The organism is Labrys sp. 22185, assembly GCF_052045555.1.
Classification (GTDB): domain Bacteria; phylum Pseudomonadota; class Alphaproteobacteria; order Rhizobiales; family Labraceae; genus Labrys; species Labrys neptuniae.
In genome coordinates this window covers 108,863-123,195 of the sequence record NZ_JBQEPH010000005.1, presented here as the reverse complement: position 1 = coordinate 123,195, position 14,333 = coordinate 108,863, and the positions used below count along the sequence as shown (strand labels likewise).

Annotated in this window: 13 protein-coding genes; 8 read left to right on the top strand and 5 right to left on the bottom strand. The window is 64.2% G+C overall.

The features are described 5' to 3' along the window. Positions 1-127: 127 nt before the first annotated feature. The 4 genes from efeU to efeO (ACTJKX_RS12385) are packed head-to-tail and all read left to right on the top strand — an operon-like array spanning position 128 to position 4,309. Entirely contained in the window at positions 128-967 is an 840-nt protein-coding gene (gene efeU / locus ACTJKX_RS12400) for an iron uptake transporter permease EfeU (RefSeq protein ID WP_394307994.1), read from the top strand. Then, a complete protein-coding gene (gene efeO / locus ACTJKX_RS12395; protein WP_367623260.1) occupies positions 964-2,133 on the top strand; it encodes an iron uptake system protein EfeO in 1,170 nt (389 codons plus the stop codon). Before efeU ends, efeO (ACTJKX_RS12395) begins: the two co-directional genes overlap by 4 nt. Before the next feature lie 13 nt (positions 2,134-2,146). Then, positions 2,147-3,439 carry an iron uptake transporter deferrochelatase/peroxidase subunit gene (gene efeB, locus ACTJKX_RS12390; RefSeq protein ID WP_440725441.1) on the top strand — a complete coding sequence of 431 codons (1,293 nt, stop codon included), beginning with the start codon at positions 2,147-2,149 and terminating at the stop codon, positions 3,437-3,439. 39 nt (positions 3,440-3,478) lie between these two features. After that, complete coding sequence (gene efeO, locus ACTJKX_RS12385; protein ID WP_311941818.1) at positions 3,479-4,309, top strand: iron uptake system protein EfeO; 831 nt, start codon at positions 3,479-3,481, stop codon at positions 4,307-4,309. Positions 4,310-4,399: 90 nt separating this feature from the next. Here efeO (ACTJKX_RS12385) and ACTJKX_RS12380 read toward each other — a convergent pair whose 3' ends face one another. Together ACTJKX_RS12380 and xylB are read right to left on the bottom strand one after the other, a co-directional pair. Further along, positions 4,400-5,614 (bottom strand): hypothetical protein, encoded by a 1,215-nt coding sequence (locus ACTJKX_RS12380; RefSeq protein ID WP_440725440.1) that lies wholly within the window; start codon positions 5,612-5,614, stop codon positions 4,400-4,402. Positions 5,615-5,730: 116 nt separating this feature from the next. Beyond that, positions 5,731-7,188, bottom strand: coding sequence for a xylulokinase (gene xylB / locus ACTJKX_RS12375; protein ID WP_440725439.1), 1,458 nt, complete (start codon positions 7,186-7,188; stop codon positions 5,731-5,733). 925 nt (positions 7,189-8,113) lie between these two features. On the opposite strand from xylB, the gene ACTJKX_RS12370 reads away from it, so the two are divergent. From ACTJKX_RS12370 to ACTJKX_RS12355, 4 genes are all read left to right on the top strand, one after another. After that, complete coding sequence (locus ACTJKX_RS12370; protein ID WP_415081433.1) at positions 8,114-8,740, top strand: outer membrane protein; 627 nt, start codon at positions 8,114-8,116, stop codon at positions 8,738-8,740. A 113-nt stretch (positions 8,741-8,853) separates the two neighbouring features. Then, positions 8,854-9,228 (top strand): hypothetical protein, encoded by a 375-nt coding sequence (locus tag ACTJKX_RS12365; protein WP_105862133.1) that lies wholly within the window; start codon positions 8,854-8,856, stop codon positions 9,226-9,228. 51 nt (positions 9,229-9,279) lie between these two features. Further along, positions 9,280-9,954 carry a response regulator transcription factor gene (locus ACTJKX_RS12360; RefSeq protein ID WP_311941833.1) on the top strand — a complete coding sequence of 225 codons (675 nt, stop codon included), beginning with the start codon at positions 9,280-9,282 and terminating at the stop codon, positions 9,952-9,954. Then, positions 9,951-11,402, top strand: a complete 1,452-nt coding sequence (locus tag ACTJKX_RS12355) for a sensor histidine kinase (RefSeq protein WP_367623264.1) — start codon at positions 9,951-9,953, stop codon at positions 11,400-11,402. Before ACTJKX_RS12360 ends, ACTJKX_RS12355 begins: the two co-directional genes overlap by 4 nt. A gap of 46 nt (positions 11,403-11,448) precedes the next feature. Here ACTJKX_RS12355 and ACTJKX_RS12350 read toward each other — a convergent pair whose 3' ends face one another. The 3 genes from ACTJKX_RS12350 to ACTJKX_RS12340 all read right to left on the bottom strand — a co-directional run bounded on the left by ACTJKX_RS12350 (position 11,449) and on the right by ACTJKX_RS12340 (position 14,323). Beyond that, positions 11,449-12,309: a hypothetical protein gene (locus ACTJKX_RS12350; RefSeq protein ID WP_440725438.1), complete on the bottom strand. Its 861-nt coding sequence runs from the start codon at positions 12,307-12,309 to the stop codon at positions 11,449-11,451. A gap of 376 nt (positions 12,310-12,685) precedes the next feature. Next, on the bottom strand, positions 12,686-13,093 hold the full coding sequence (locus ACTJKX_RS12345) for a hypothetical protein (RefSeq protein WP_394307984.1): 408 nt from the start codon (positions 13,091-13,093) through the stop codon (positions 12,686-12,688). A gap of 381 nt (positions 13,094-13,474) precedes the next feature. Then, positions 13,475-14,323, bottom strand: coding sequence for a sugar phosphate isomerase/epimerase family protein (locus ACTJKX_RS12340; RefSeq protein ID WP_440725437.1), 849 nt, complete (start codon positions 14,321-14,323; stop codon positions 13,475-13,477). Between the last annotated feature and the right edge of the window lie 10 nt (positions 14,324-14,333).

Here is a 14,333-nt window from a genome sequence, read left to right as displayed (position 1 = left end):
ATCACTCTTATCTTTGATCCATAACGGTTTTCTGCGTCATAGCCCCTTGTTCAGCAGAATTGAACGCGTGTAATAGCTTGCCGATTGTTAATCTTGCATCGGCTGTGGGGCGCGCAGGAACGACACAATGCTCGTACCATTTCTCATCATGCTCAGGGAGGGCATCGAGGCAGCGCTGATCGTCGGCATTGTTGCGAGCTATCTGCGTGTCACCGGGCGAAGCGCCTGGATGCCGGCCGTGTGGTGCGGCATCATCCTGGCCGTTGGCCTTTCTTTTTCCGTGTTCGTCGCGCTGCATGTCGCCAGCGCCGAATTTCCCCAGCGCACCCAGGAACTGTTCGAGGCAGTTGTCGGCCTGATCGCGGTCTGCCTGTTGACGGCCATGGTGTTCTGGATGGTGCGGGCCTCGCGCAGCATCAAGGCCGAACTACAGCATTCCGTCGATGCCGCCCTGGCTTCATCGGACCATCAAGGCCTTGCGCTGGTCGGCATGGTCTTCCTGGCGGTCGCGCGCGAAGGGCTGGAATCGGCCTTCTTCCTTCTGGCGACCTTCGAACAGAATGTCGGCTATGGTGCGCCGCTCGGTGCTGCGCTCGGCCTCGTCTGCGCGGCCGTCTTCGGTATCGCGCTCTATTACGGCGGCTCCCGCCTCAATCTGCGCCTGTTCTTCCGCTGGACCAGCATCCTGATCATCTTCGTGGCGGCCGGCCTGGTGGCGACGGCGGTGCGCTCGCTGCACGAAGCCGGCCTGTGGAACCATCTGCAGGGCATCGCCTTCGACATCTCCGGCATCCTGCCCGGCGACAGTGCGCTCGGCACCGTGCTCGGCGGCCTGTTCGGCTATCACGACACGCCGACCCATGGCGAAGTGATCGCCTATCTCCTCTATCTCATCCCGGCGCTGTTCCTCTTCCTGATGGCGCCAACCTCCCCGTCCCCATCCAAATCGAAGGCCGCACGATCGTGACAGCCCCGCGCATCAATTATCCGGCTGTCGGGGCCGGCATGCTCGCCCTCATCGTGGCGGTGGGCGTCGGCACCTATTTCCTGGTCGCCAAGCCGCCGGGATCCGAGACGGCCAAGACCGGCGATACCGTCGCCATCGCCGTCACGGCGACGGCCTGCGAGCCGAACGAACTGACGGTTCCCGAAGGGCGCACCACCTTCGCCATCACCAACAAGAGCAACCGGGCGATGGAATGGGAGATCCTGCAAGGCGTGATGGTGGTGGAGGAGCGCGAAAACATCGCTCCCGGCTTCACCCAGAAGCTGACCGCCAAGCTCGAGCCGGGCGACTACGAGATCGCCTGCGGCCTGCTCACCAATCCCAGGGGCAAGCTCAAGGTCACCGCGCTCGCCAATGCCCCCAAGGAGGTCAAGCCGAGCCTGACGCAGTTGATCGGGCCGCTGGCCGAGTACAAGGTCTATGTCACCCTGGAGGTCGACGACCTCACCGAAGCGACCAAGGCCTTCACCGACGCGATCAAGGCCGGCGACCTCGCCAAGGCCCGTGAACTCTATGCGCCGACCCGCCAGTCCTATGAGCGCATCGAGCCCGTTGCCGAACTGTTTTCCGATCTCGACAAGTCGATCGACGCCCGCGCCGATGTCTTCGAGAAGCTGGAGGCCGATCCGGCCTTTACCGGCTTCCATCGTCTGGAATACGGCCTGTTCAAGCAGGGCAGCACCGAGGGGCTCGCGCCTTTCGCCGACAAATTGCAGGCCGATGTCACCGAGCTGCAGAACCGGATCTCGACCCTGGTCGTACCGCCTTCCAAGATGGTCGGCGGCGCGGCCGTGCTGATCGAGGAAGTCGCCTCCAACAAGATCTCCGGCGAGGAAGACCGCTACAGCCGCACGGATCTGTGGGACTTCCAGGCCAATATCGACGGGGCCCGCAAGATCGTCGAACTGCTCGCCCCTCTGACCACCAAGGCAGATGCGGCGCGCCAGAAGAGCATCGACGACAATTTCGCCGCCGTGAATGCCATCCTTGCCAAATACCGCACACCCGACGGCGGCTTCAAATCCTATGACACCTTGAGCCAGGACGATCGTGTGGCCCTGCAAAAGCCGGTAACGACGCTGGCCGAAAGCCTGTCGACGCTACGCGGCACGCTGGGCCTCGACTGAAGGGGAAGGAACAATGACCGACAAGACCCCCTGCCTGCCCCAACCTGACACGGACGCCCCGCGTTCTCCGGGCCGACGCTCCATGCTGCTGGGCCTCGGCGCCGCTGGCGGCGGCGCGCTGCTGGCTACCCTGCCAAGTAAGCAGGCAGCTGCGGAGGAAGCCGGTTCCACCGGCCATCTCAGCGACCGTGTGACCTATCTCGGGGCCCACCAAGCCGGCGTCACCACCGATCGCCCGCCGATGGGGTTGGTGGTCGCCTTCAACATCCTCGCCACCAAACGCAGCGATCTCGAACGCCTGTTCCGCGTCCTCACCGATCGCATCGCCTTCCTCACCCAGGGCGGCACGCCGCCGGTGATCGATCCGAAGTTCCCGCCCCCCGATTCCGGGCTGATGGGCCCCGTGGTCTCCCCGGACAATCTCACCATCACCGTGGGCGTGGGCGCCTCGCTGTTCGACCAGCGCTTCGGGCTCGCCGACAAGAAGCCGCGGCAGCTGATCAAGATGCCGCAATTTCCCAACGACGCGCTGTCGGCCGAACTCTGCCACGGCGATCTGATGATCCAGATCTGCTCCAACACCACCGACAGCAACCTGCATGCTCTGCGCGACATCGTGAAGAACACGCCGGATCTGCTGATGGTGCGCTGGAAGCAGGAAGGCTTCGTGCCGCCGCCGCGCGCGACAGGCGAAACCCAATCGGCACCGCGCAACCTGCTCGGCTTCAAGGACGGCACGGCCAATCCCGACCACAAGGACGATGCCGAGATGAATCGCCTCGTCTGGGTGCAGCACGGTGCCTCCGAGCCTGCCTGGGCAACCGGCGGCAGCTACGGCGTGGTGCGCATCATCCGCAATTTCGTGGAACGCTGGGACCGCACGCCGCTTGGCGAGCAGGAAGCCATCATGGGCCGGCACAAGCCGAACGGCGCACCGCTCGGCATGAAGGTCGAAGCCGACATCCCGAGCTATCACGACGACCCGGAAGGCAAGCGTACGCCTTTGGACGCCCATATCCGCCTTGCCAATCCGCGTACGGCGGACTCGCGCAGGAATCTGATCCTGCGCCGTCCCTTCAACTATTCCAACGGCATCACCAAGTCGGGCCAGCTCGACATGGGTCTGCTCTTCATCTGCTTCCAGTCCGATCTGGATGCCGGCTTTGCCACGGTCCAGCAACGCCTGAACGGCGAACCGCTGGAGGAATACATCAAGCCGGTCGGCGGCGGCTACTTCTTCATCCTGCCCGGCATTCCCGACAAGACAGCCTTTCTCGGCCAGTCCCTGCTGGCGGAGACCGCGTGAACGATCCTTCAACCTTGAACTGAAGAGAGAGAGAACCCCATGACACATCTCAAATGGCGCATGCTGCTGGGCGCCGCGATTATCGGTCTTGCCACGACCGCCAGCGCCAACGCGCCGGCCGTCTCCCCGCTGGACCTGGTCCAGCCCGTGGCCGACTACAAGGTCTATATCAGCAAGGGCGTCAAGAAACTGGTGGAAGACACCGCCAAGTTCACGGCTGCGGTCAAGGCCGGCGATCTCAAGAAGGCCCAAGCCCTCTACGCCCCCACCCGCTTCCACTACGAGATGATCGAGCCGGTCGCGGAGCTCTTCTCCGATCTCGACGGCAGCATCGATTCGCGCGCCGACGATCATGAGAAGAAAGAGGCCGACGATGCCTTCACCGGCTTCCATCGCCTTGAATATGGCCTGTTCGAAAAGAAGAGCACCGAGGGTCTCTCCAGCTTCGCCGACAAGCTGAACACCGATGTCGCCGAACTGCAGAAGCGCATCGCCGGCCTCACCATTCCGCCCGAGAAAATGGTGGGCGGTGCCGCTGCGCTGATCGAGGAAGTCGGCGCAACCAAGATCACCGGCGAGGAAGATCGCTACAGCCACACCGATCTGTGGGACTTCAAGGCCAATATCGACGGCGCCCGCAAGATCGTCGATCTCCTGCATCCGCTGACGGTCAAGGCCGACAAGGACCTGTCCAAGAAGATCGGCACGAATTTCGAGACGGTCGAGAAGATCCTGGCCAAGTACAAGACCAAGGACGGCTACGAGACCTATGACAAGCTGACACCTGAGGACCGTACAGCCCTGCAGGGTCCGATCACCACGCTGGCGGAAGATCTTTCCAAGCTGCGCGGCACGCTCGGCTTGAACTGAAATCCAGAGCGGAATGCTCTGTCGGGCGGCGGGCCTTCGGGCCCGCCCATCGCTCGCGGCTAGAGGCTGTTGTGAACCATGACAGCCTCTCTATCTGTCGATCAGTTCGATCGAGCGGGTCAATGTGACCTTGCGATCGCCGACATTATCCTTGAGCAGGACGTCGATGCGATAGGGGCCAGGCTTGTCGTTCGGCTCGAAATGAACGGACAGGGTCGAGCGGCTGTCGACCAGGTTGAAGCGGCCGCCAACCTTTTCCTTGAGCGCCGTCACGTCCTGCTGCGCCGAACGGGGATCGACTGAGCCGTCGGGCCGGGTCACCTTGATGTCGTAGCTCACATTCGCAGAAAGATCCTCCTGCAGGGCCATGCCGGAAAACAGCACGGTCACGCCGATGGTATCGCCGCGGCGTGCCTGGGGCATCGTCCCGGTCAGAACCGCCGCCTCAGGGACGTCACCATTCGCTCCTGACTTGTCGGGCAGCTTGAGCATGGCGATGCTGCCTGAAAAATCACCGTCGCGGTCGGGGGCAGGCTTGAAGATCTGGCTTCTACTCGCCAACAGGGCGTCGAGCGCCTGCTTGTAAGGGCCCGAAGCTTCTACGGCCCGCCGCCGCAGATAGCGTTCCAACACCTCATGCTGGCGCAGATTATAGGCGAGGCCTTGCGCAGCATTGATGCGGATCGACTTGTCGAGTTCGTTGCTGCCGGTCAACGCCCTGCCCGGATCGAGCGCGTCGACCAAGGTTGCGAGGAAACCCGGATTGCCGGTTGCAAAGAAGGCCCCCCATTTGAGATCCATCTCCACCGGCCGGCTTGGCGCCAGCGTGTAGAGATTGCCGGGCTTGTCCCTGAGAAAGCCGGGCTCCTCGTGGAAAAGCGAAGCAATCAGATCGGCATTGCCCGACTGCCACAGCGCGAAGATGAGGACCGACTTGCTGTCGGCCGGATAGTCGGCGCCGGCCCCGATCCAGCCGCCCACGCGGGCGCGGTTCTGCAGGAACAGCATGGAGAAAAAGCCGGCCAGTGTCGCACGCGAGAGACCGGTGCCGGCGATCGTTTGCGAGTTCCTCATGGCAGCGAGCATGTCGGGCACCGCCGCAGGATCTTTGCGCACGTAGAAGAAGACGATGCTCTCGGCGAGCTTGAAGGCGGCTGCACTCGGCAGGGCCTTGGCCGGTGGCGGAGAAGACGGCTGGGGTGGCAATGCCGGCGGCGGCGGTGGTGAAGGCGATGCGTCCTGCGCCGCAGCAGGAGCAAGGCAAAGGCTCATCAGAACGGACGCGAGCAGCAAAGTGCGTGTCAACGGAATTGCCATCCCTACGGCGCCGCGGAATTGGGCGCCTGTTCCAGACCAACTTACGGTACAAGACGGCAAAATTGCGCTCGCCCCGGCGCAAAATACCTCTGCGATATAGCCTTTCAGGCAGTCGCCGATCGCAGCGCCGGATAGAGCCCGCGCCAACGGGCCAGGGCCTCGACATAGGCCGGGGCCAGCACGGGGTCGGGCTCGATCGTCTCGACACGGTGCGGCGGGGTGCAGACCGCCAGCGGATCCTCGCCGGAGACGGCCAGACGCGCCAGGCGCGCCGCGCCGAAAGCCCCGCCGGTCTCGCCATCGGCCAGGCGGTAAACCGGAAATCCCAGCACATTGGCGAGGATTTCGAGCCAGAAGCGCGAGCGCGAACCGCCACCGATCACGTCGGCGCCGGCAATGTCGGTTCCCGCTGCCGCCAGGGCATCGCGACAATCGGCGAAGGCGAAGGCAACGCCTTCCAGCACGGCCTGCACCATCGCTTCGCGTCCGTTCTCATGGGCGAGGCCGGTGAAGGCGCCGCGGATGACGGCGTCGTCATGCGGCGTCCGCTCGCCGGAAAGATAGGGCAGGAACTGCACCGGCGACGGCGCCACGGGTTTGTCGCCGAGCGGAGCCAGCAAGGCGCTCTCCTTGGTCTGCAGCACGCCGGCGATCCAGGCGAGACTGGAGGCAGCCGAGAGAATCACGCCCATCTGGTGCCAGGTCTTCGGCACGGCATGGCAGAAGGCGTGCACGGCATGGGCGGGATTGGGCAGGAAGCGATCGGTGGTCGCCCACAGCACGCCCGAAGTGCCGAGCGAAAGAAAGGCCGAGCCCGGCCTGATGGCGCCAAGGCCCACCGCGCCAGCAGCATTGTCCCCGGCACCGCCGGCAAACAAGGGGGCCTTGGCCATGCCCCAACGCGCCACGAGATCGGCCCGAAGGCGACCGGCAGGCTCGGAGCCCTCGACCAGGCGCGGCATGGCCTCGCGCGACAGGCCGGTGGCGGCAAGCGCCGCATCCGACCAGTCCCGCCGGCCGACATCCAGCCAGAGCGAGCCCGCCGCATCCGACATTTCCTCGATCGCCTCGCCGGTCAGGGCCAGGCGCACATAGGCCTTGGGCAACAGCACGAGGCGCGTCGCGGCAAAAATCGCCGGCTCGTGGCGGGCGACCCACAGTAATTTGGGAGCCGTGAAACCCGGCATTGCCTTGTTGCCGGTCACCGCACGCAGATCAGGCCATCTGGCCTCCAGTTCCGCACATTCGGCATGGGATCGGCCGTCATTCCACAAGATCGCAGGCCGGAGCGGCTGATGGTCGGCCCCGAGCAGCACGGCACCATGCATCTGGCCCGACAGGCCGATGCCCTCGACGGCGGCGATCTCCTTGGGGTGGGTCACCTTCAGGGCATCGACGGCCGATATCACCGCCTCGACCCAGGCCTGTGGCGCCTGTTCGGAAAAACCGGGATGGGGCCGCTGCACCGTGAGCGCGACGTCGTGGCTGGCAACGACGCGCTGTTCGCCATCTGCGAGCAGCGCCTTGACCGAAGACGTGCCGATATCAAGCCCTAGAAACACGTATTCCTCCGAAGAATTATTCGAATCGATCATGCGCCAGGCTGGAAAGCCGGGGCAAGCCCCCTCCTGCGGAAACTGCGCGCGGATACGGGCGCAGGGCGTTGAACCGCGAGTTTCACGGCCGTGTCACTGCGCCTGACCTATGCAAGGGGCTCGTGGACCCCGACTTCCATCAGGGGCTGTAGACGGCGACGCCATTCGCCGTCCTGGCCAGGGCACCTACGCTCTACAGCCCCTGATGCTTTTTTTGTCGCACGGTGGGGTGAACACGATGCCGATATCCTCCTCTGACAACATCGGCGCTTGCCCCTGATTCAATGGCCCGTCCTCGCACTCGACATGGGACTGGCTGAGGCGTGCGGGCTTGGACACAACCTGCCGGCCGCGCATCGGCGGACGGAAAGACAGCTCGCGCATGAACCGTGCAGCGAGCCGATGGGAATTGCACCAAGCGCACGGGTCCGCTCCCACAATTCGTACGACAGAGCGACCGATCTTCTGACGGATGCAAGCCGGAATAATGATTTTATGAAATATTCGTGAATAATAAATGAATACACCTACAGATCCTAAAATAATTCAAAAGATTTACTAGCGCAATGTGGACGTAATGTTCGCCTGCATGATGGCCCATGTCTTTCAGGTGCTCGAATCGAGACAGGTGAGATGAGGCGAACCGCCATTGGTCGTTTCCTCCTCTGACGCCGAGCGCTGCAACGCCTGGCTGCGGTACGTCCCTGTGATTCTTACCGATGCCGGTGCGTCGCAGGGCGTTGTGATCTCGGCAAACCGTCACCACCGGCGAAAGACAGCCCGAAAGGGGTCGCTCCCTCAGCGGAGACACGGCTCCGGACCTGACAATCCGCGCACCGGCTCGCCGTGGCAATTGCCGCGCAGCAGTCGGCGCGTGCAGTGGAGTAGACACGTGCGTACGCAATTGCTCATCCCCCTCGCAGCAGGCCTGTTGGCCCTCGCCGTGACCGGCTGCGGCCCTGCCTGGGCCGAGGACTATTACGACACTTCCCCCCGCTACGCGCCGCCCCCGTCCTTCAGCGGCTCCTATGTCGGCGTGCATGCCGGCGCAGCGTCGGCCAAATCGGCCAACCCCTTCGCCAAGGGCAACAGCCTCCAATTGGGCCTCCAGACGGGTTACGACATGCGCCTTGGCCCGGCGGTCATCGGCGCCGAAGTCGAGGGGTCCAATCTCGGTGGCGCCGAGCGGCGGGCGCGAGGCGGCAAGATCAGGGAAAAATGGCGGGCCGCGCTGAAGGGCCGGGCCGGCATCGCCCTCGATCGCACCTTGCTCTACGGCACGGCCGGCTTCGCCTTCACCAAATTCGAGGGCACCGGCGGCGCCCGCGTCAGGGACGGCTGGAAGACCGGCTATCTGATGGGCGCCGGCGTCGAACAGGCCTTCTCCGACAGGGTCTCCTTCAAGCTCGAATACAATTATGTCCGTACCCCCGGCCTGAAGACGCGTTCGTCCTTCGGCCATGCCAAGGAAGACATCGGCAGCCACGCTTTGAAAGCGGGCCTCAACTACCGATTCTAGGGATCGCTGTTGGGGTCCCCGACCGGATCCGGCGCCAGGCCGGATCCGGTCGGCCCCTCGTAATGTCGGCGCAATCTTCAGCTTCTAGAGCCAAATACAGTCTGGAATCATCAATGTCTTTTCATCGCGCTTTCGCAGTCGCGCTCGCCGCAGGCCTTCTCCTATTGGCGGGTTGCGCTTCCGCCGTCATGAAGAACTATGTCGGTGGCCCGGTTGAAACGGTGATGCTGGACTATGGGCCACCGACCAGCATACTCGATCTCGGCGCTGGCCAGCGCGCCTACCAGTGGCGCAAGGTTTCCACCAATGTGGTGCCCGGCAGCGCCAGGAGCGAAGTCCGCCGGACCCGGCGAGGCACCGACGTCGAAACCACGGAAACGCCCGGCTATGTCGAGCGACAGGAATGCTTCTATACCTTCTACGCCCGCGCAGCAGGCGAGCGCTGGCTCATCACGAATTTCCGCAAGCCAAGCCTGGAATGCGAGTGATCCGGGCTCGTTGTCGAGACCGGCGCGAACTGAAGACGGACGAAGGGTCCCATGCGCATCCTGCTGATCGAGGACGAACCGGAAATGGCGTCCGTGCTCAAGACGGCCCTGGAACGCCAGGACGTCGTGGTCGACCATGCCTCGAACCTGGCCGATGGCGAGGCAATGGCCCGCATCGGGTCCTATGACGCCATCGTGCTCGATCGTCGCCTGCCCGACGGCGAAGGCCTGACCTTGATCCCGCGCCTGCGCGCCCTGCATGTCGAGGCGCCGGTCATCGCCCTCACCGCCATGAGCGGCCTGCAGGACCGGGTCTCCGGGCTCGACGCCGGTGCCGACGATTATATGGGCAAGCCCTTCGCCACCGAGGAACTGGTCGCTCGCCTGCGCGCCCTGCACCGCCGCCCCTATACGTTGCGGGCCGACCAGGCCGTCGTCGGCCGCCTCACCTATGACTTCCGCCATCGTGAGGCGCTGATCGACGACCAGACGCTCGACCTGCCACGGCGTGAGCGCCTCGTCCTGGAAACGCTGATCCGCCGACCGGGACGCACCATCATGCGCAGCGCGCTGGAGGAAGCTGTCTACGCCCTCGACGACGAGATCGGCTCCAACGCGCTCGATGCGCATATTTCCCGCCTGCGCCGCAAGCTGGACGACCTCGCCGCCGGCATCGAGATCCGCGCCATCCGCAATCTCGGCTATCTCCTGCGGGCCGCCTCATGAAGCAGGCGCGAGCGCGCTCCCTGCAATGGATCCTGGTGCGGCGGCTGATCCTGCTGCAGGCGGCGATGCTCGTCTTCTTCATCGTGCTGTTCATCACCGCTCTCTCGGTCGCCAATCCCCAGCTCATGGTCGACAACGAGGCGGCGGTTGCCGCGATCACCAGTGCCATCGACCGCGACAAGGACGGCAAGCTCATCGTCAGCGACACCAAGGAACTGGCCGACTTCCGTACCGAATATCCCTATGTCTGGTACATCATCCGCGACCAGTCGGGACAGAGCCTGCGCATCGGCTCGGTTCCGGCTGACTATGATCGCGATCTCGGCGACCTGCTGCGGGCGGTCGATCACGCCAATATCGGCTTCGCCGGCAAGGAAGAGGGCCGGGAAATGCGCCCGGAAGCCTATGTGCAGAAAGTGGACACCAAGGCCGGCCCGGTCCAGATCGTCACCTCCACCCTGCATTCGCGGGCCGAAGCGGACGGCTTCATCATCAACGTGACCGCCACCGTCGACATGGCCCGCAATCCCGACGGCAGTGCCAATTGGGCCCGGGTCCTCCCGGGCATCGTCGTGGGCCTTGCCATCTTCCTGGTACCGATCATCGTCGTCATGGGCGTGACCACATTGGTGACGACGCCCGCCGTGGTGCGCCGCTCCCTGGCCGGCCTAGTCGGCACCGCCAACGAGGCCGCGCGCATCGATGTCAGCACGCGCGCCATGCAATTGCCGGTCGAGAACGTGCCCCAGGAGATCGTGCCGCTGGTGCACGCCTTCAACCAGGCATTGGCCCGCCTCGCCCAAGGCTTCGACCGCCACAACCGCTTCCTGACCGATGCCGCCCATGAGCTGCGCACACCGATCGCCATTCTTCGCACGCGGGCGGAATTGTTGAAGGAAGAACCGCAGAGCCTGCGGCTGAGGCAGGATATCGAGCGTCTCTCACATCTGGCCCAGCAACTGCTCGACCATCAATTGCTCGATCGCCCCGCCAACCACCGGCAGGCGGTCGACCTTGCCGAACTCGCCGGCCGCGTCGCCGCCGACTTTGCGCCGCTCGCGATCGAGGCCGGCTACGACCTGGCCTTCGAACCGCCGCACGGCAAGGTCGAGGTCGAAGCCAATGTGCTGCAGATCGAGCAGGCTCTCGCCAACATCATCCGCAATGCCATCGAGCATGGCGGCGGCCATGGCACCATCACGGTGGCGGTCGACGCAGCCGGTGGCCTGGAGGTGCGCGACGAAGGGCCCGGCATCCCGGCCGAGGAGCATAGGAACGTGTTCGAACCCTTTTATCGCCTGCATCCGCTTTCGCGCGGCGCCGGACTCGGGCTGAATCTCGCCCGCCAGATCGCGCAGCTGCATGGCGGCAGCATCGCGATCGTCAACGGCTCCTGGAAAGGAGCTCACGTGCGGATCGAGCTTCCGCCGCTCCGCGCGGCGGCCTGAGGCAATACCCGCTCGGCATATCGGGGCCTGGCCAATCGCAGAGCGATCAGCGCCGGTCTTCGCTGGCAACGACGCCGAGTACCGGCAGGACCAGGCGCGGTAGCTCATGCGCCACGGTCTTCACGAACATGTTCTCGATCTTCATGGCCTGGATGGGCCTCATCGCTTCCGTGCCATAGATCTTCGCGATCTCGTCGATACTCTGGTAAATCTTGGTACTGGCCGCCTGCACCGTCCTGTCCATGTAGCGCAACTGCCCGATCGGCGTTCGATAGGCATAAAAGGCATGGTAGCTCATCGAGCCGGAGCGTTCGAATTCCACAATGACCATCACCACGCTGCCATCGTGTCCGACCATACGCGCGACGTCCTGCTCCGCCTTGACGACACGGATGGCGCCGCAACGCGCACCGAGCCGAGTCAGCATCCTCTCCATCCCCTGCATGGAAAGGCCGCCGAGCGCACCGATGTCGAGGCCGGCCGCCTTGGCAAGGTCGTCCACGGTGACGAAGAGCTTGCCGTCGACCTTGGCGCCGATCTGCGTGAGGGCCTTGGCCGAAGCAACCCAGGCGCAGATGCCGGCATTCGGATTGATGTCGACGATGAGCTTGGCCATGATCGCGCCCTTGACGGAGCGGACCATCTGGGCCGCCTTGCCCACCGGCAGGATCGCGAGGAGCCGCAGCCCATCCTGCCCGGCGCCGGCCGCCGTGCCCTTGGCGAGCCCATCCCCAAGCCGCAAGACGTCGACGAAACCGGCACCGAACGTCATCAGGGCCTTGGTACCGGCCCCCACGATCATCGCGCCTTGGCTGTAGTTGGAATCCTCGACCCACTTGTCCAGGATCGCTTCGGATTCCTTCTGCTGCTGGCTCCACCAATCCGCGAGCTCAGTGAACTTCCACATGGAACCTCCGTGCACAATCGCTTGCGCGAGAGGCCTTGCCGCCGCGCCGATCCCGCCGAGATATAGGTTCGGGCATACCGGGCCACAGTTCCCTGGAGAACCGCAAACCCCAAGCAACGCGCCGAAAAATGGAAGAGAGGTTTCGGCCAGAACGATATGACGGCATAGGCCGATGCCGCTGACCCAATGCCGAAACCGGCGCGACGCGAGAGCGACGCAGCGCTTCACAAAGCGGAAAAACTCGGGAAACACCCCTCCGCTATAGTGCCATCCTTCACACGGGAAGGTGCGGGACCTTGACCATCGCAGCCATGCTCTTCGTCATGCTGGCATTGCTGGGCCTCATCTATGTCACCTTCGACATCTGAGGAGGCCATTAGTCCAGCACGGCCAGACAGCCGACGATCCCCATGAGAATGGCCGCAGACAGCATCAATACGGTCTCGGCCAGGTTGTCCCGGCCGGCGAGACGCTCCAGCCAGACCGGTCCGGCGGCTCCGGCGATGGTCTCGTCGCATGGCAGCAAGCCCGTTTGCCGCGGTGGCTCGCCACAGCCGAGACCGATCAGCAGATCGGCCGCCGTCGTATGGAGATGGGCGGAAAGCCGCGTGGCCATGGCCGGTCGCAGGTCGCGTTGCCCGTGGGCCCAGGCATCGATATCGCCCGCATTCACTCCGGCACGGCGTGCAAGCGAGGCGGCGTCCACCCCGGCTGTCGCCATGGCCGCCGCCAGACCATTGGGGCGAGGCATGCGATCGAAACTCGGCTTGATCGGATCCAACATCGCGCAGCCGCCTCCGATCAGGCGTGACCGGGACGGGTCCTTGCCGGCGAGTTGAGCCGGCGGCCGTCCAGACAATCGTCGTGTGCGAGATATTGAGACGATCTACAAAGGCCGAGCAAAGCTGCATCGGCGATGGGATAGGGACACATGGCCTGTCTTCCACGATGACACCTTCCGGCATAGGGCGCGAATCACCCTGAAACCTTCGATGTTTCCCCTATCGCTCGCCCATATTGCACGGACATTGCGTCCCCTCCGTCCGGCTGCCAACCGGTCGACATGGCTTCCGCCGATAGGGCATGCCCCCTCATGCCGGACAAACAAAAATCCTCCGACCCATGGAGGCCGGAGGATTTTTGTTGGCCGAACCGGCAGACGGGTTCAGATCAGGCCGTATTGCTTGGCCTTGTTGCGCAGGAAGGGCAGGCCCTCCGCCAGGATTTCCTCGCGGCTGTTGGCGACGGGGCGCCAGACCGACAGGGCGGAAGCGAGCTGCGGCGGCATATGGATGAAACTCTCCATGGCCATGCCACCCTTGAAGCCGATGCCGGCCAGACCCGCGAACACCTCATCCCAGGCGATCGTGCCAGTGCCGGGGACACCGCGGTCGCTCTCGGACAGGTGGATATATTTGAGATGCTCTCCGGCCTTGAGGATACCGTTGGCCTGGCCCTTCTCCTCGATGTTCATGTGGTAGGTATCGAGATGGAGGAAGACGTTGGGCGCGCCGATACGCTCGATGACGCGGACCACCTGTTCGGTGGTGTTCATCATGTGGTTCTCGTAGCGGTTGACCGCCTCCAGCCCGAGTTCCAGGCCGAGCGTGCGGGCATGGGCGGCCGCCTTGTCCATCGCCTTGACGACCGCGTCATATTCGGCCTCGGTCGGCGGGTTGCCGGTGCGCTCGCCGATCGAACCATAGACGACGCCGGACAGGGCCTTGGCACCGATCTCGGCAGTCTTGTCCAGCGCCAGGGTGAGGAATTCCAGCGCCTTGTCCGGATTGTTGGTGGGGCGGGAGTCGTTGGGCAGGCCGAGCGAGCAGACCGCATCGACGCCGTGCTTTTCCAGGAGAGCCCGGGTGTGGCCGGTATCGGCCTTGGCCGGCTCCAGTAGGGCGATCTCGACGAAGGCCAGCCCGTATTTGGCTGCCTCCGCGATCGACAGCTCCGCCGCCTCGCGGGTCCAGCTATGCGACCACAGGCTGGTGTGAATGCCGAAGCCCTTCATGGCAATATCC

Coding starts and splice junctions, on each gene's coding strand:
- ACTJKX_RS12345 (WP_394307984.1), bottom strand. CDS start 13,093: ATGTTGGATCCGATCAAGCCGAGTTTCGATCGCATGCCTCGCCCCAAT.
- ACTJKX_RS12350 (WP_440725438.1), bottom strand. CDS start 12,309: ATGTGGAAGTTCACTGAGCTCGCGGATTGGTGGAGCCAGCAGCAGAAG.
- efeB (WP_440725441.1), top strand. CDS start 2,147: ATGACCGACAAGACCCCCTGCCTGCCCCAACCTGACACGGACGCCCCG.
- ACTJKX_RS12360 (WP_311941833.1), top strand. CDS start 9,280: ATGCGCATCCTGCTGATCGAGGACGAACCGGAAATGGCGTCCGTGCTC.
- ACTJKX_RS12340 (WP_440725437.1), bottom strand. CDS start 14,323: ATGAAGGGCTTCGGCATTCACACCAGCCTGTGGTCGCATAGCTGGACC.
- efeU (WP_394307994.1), top strand. CDS start 128: ATGCTCGTACCATTTCTCATCATGCTCAGGGAGGGCATCGAGGCAGCG.
- ACTJKX_RS12365 (WP_105862133.1), top strand. CDS start 8,854: ATGTCTTTTCATCGCGCTTTCGCAGTCGCGCTCGCCGCAGGCCTTCTC.
- efeO (WP_311941818.1), top strand. CDS start 3,479: ATGACACATCTCAAATGGCGCATGCTGCTGGGCGCCGCGATTATCGGT.
- ACTJKX_RS12355 (WP_367623264.1), top strand. CDS start 9,951: ATGAAGCAGGCGCGAGCGCGCTCCCTGCAATGGATCCTGGTGCGGCGG.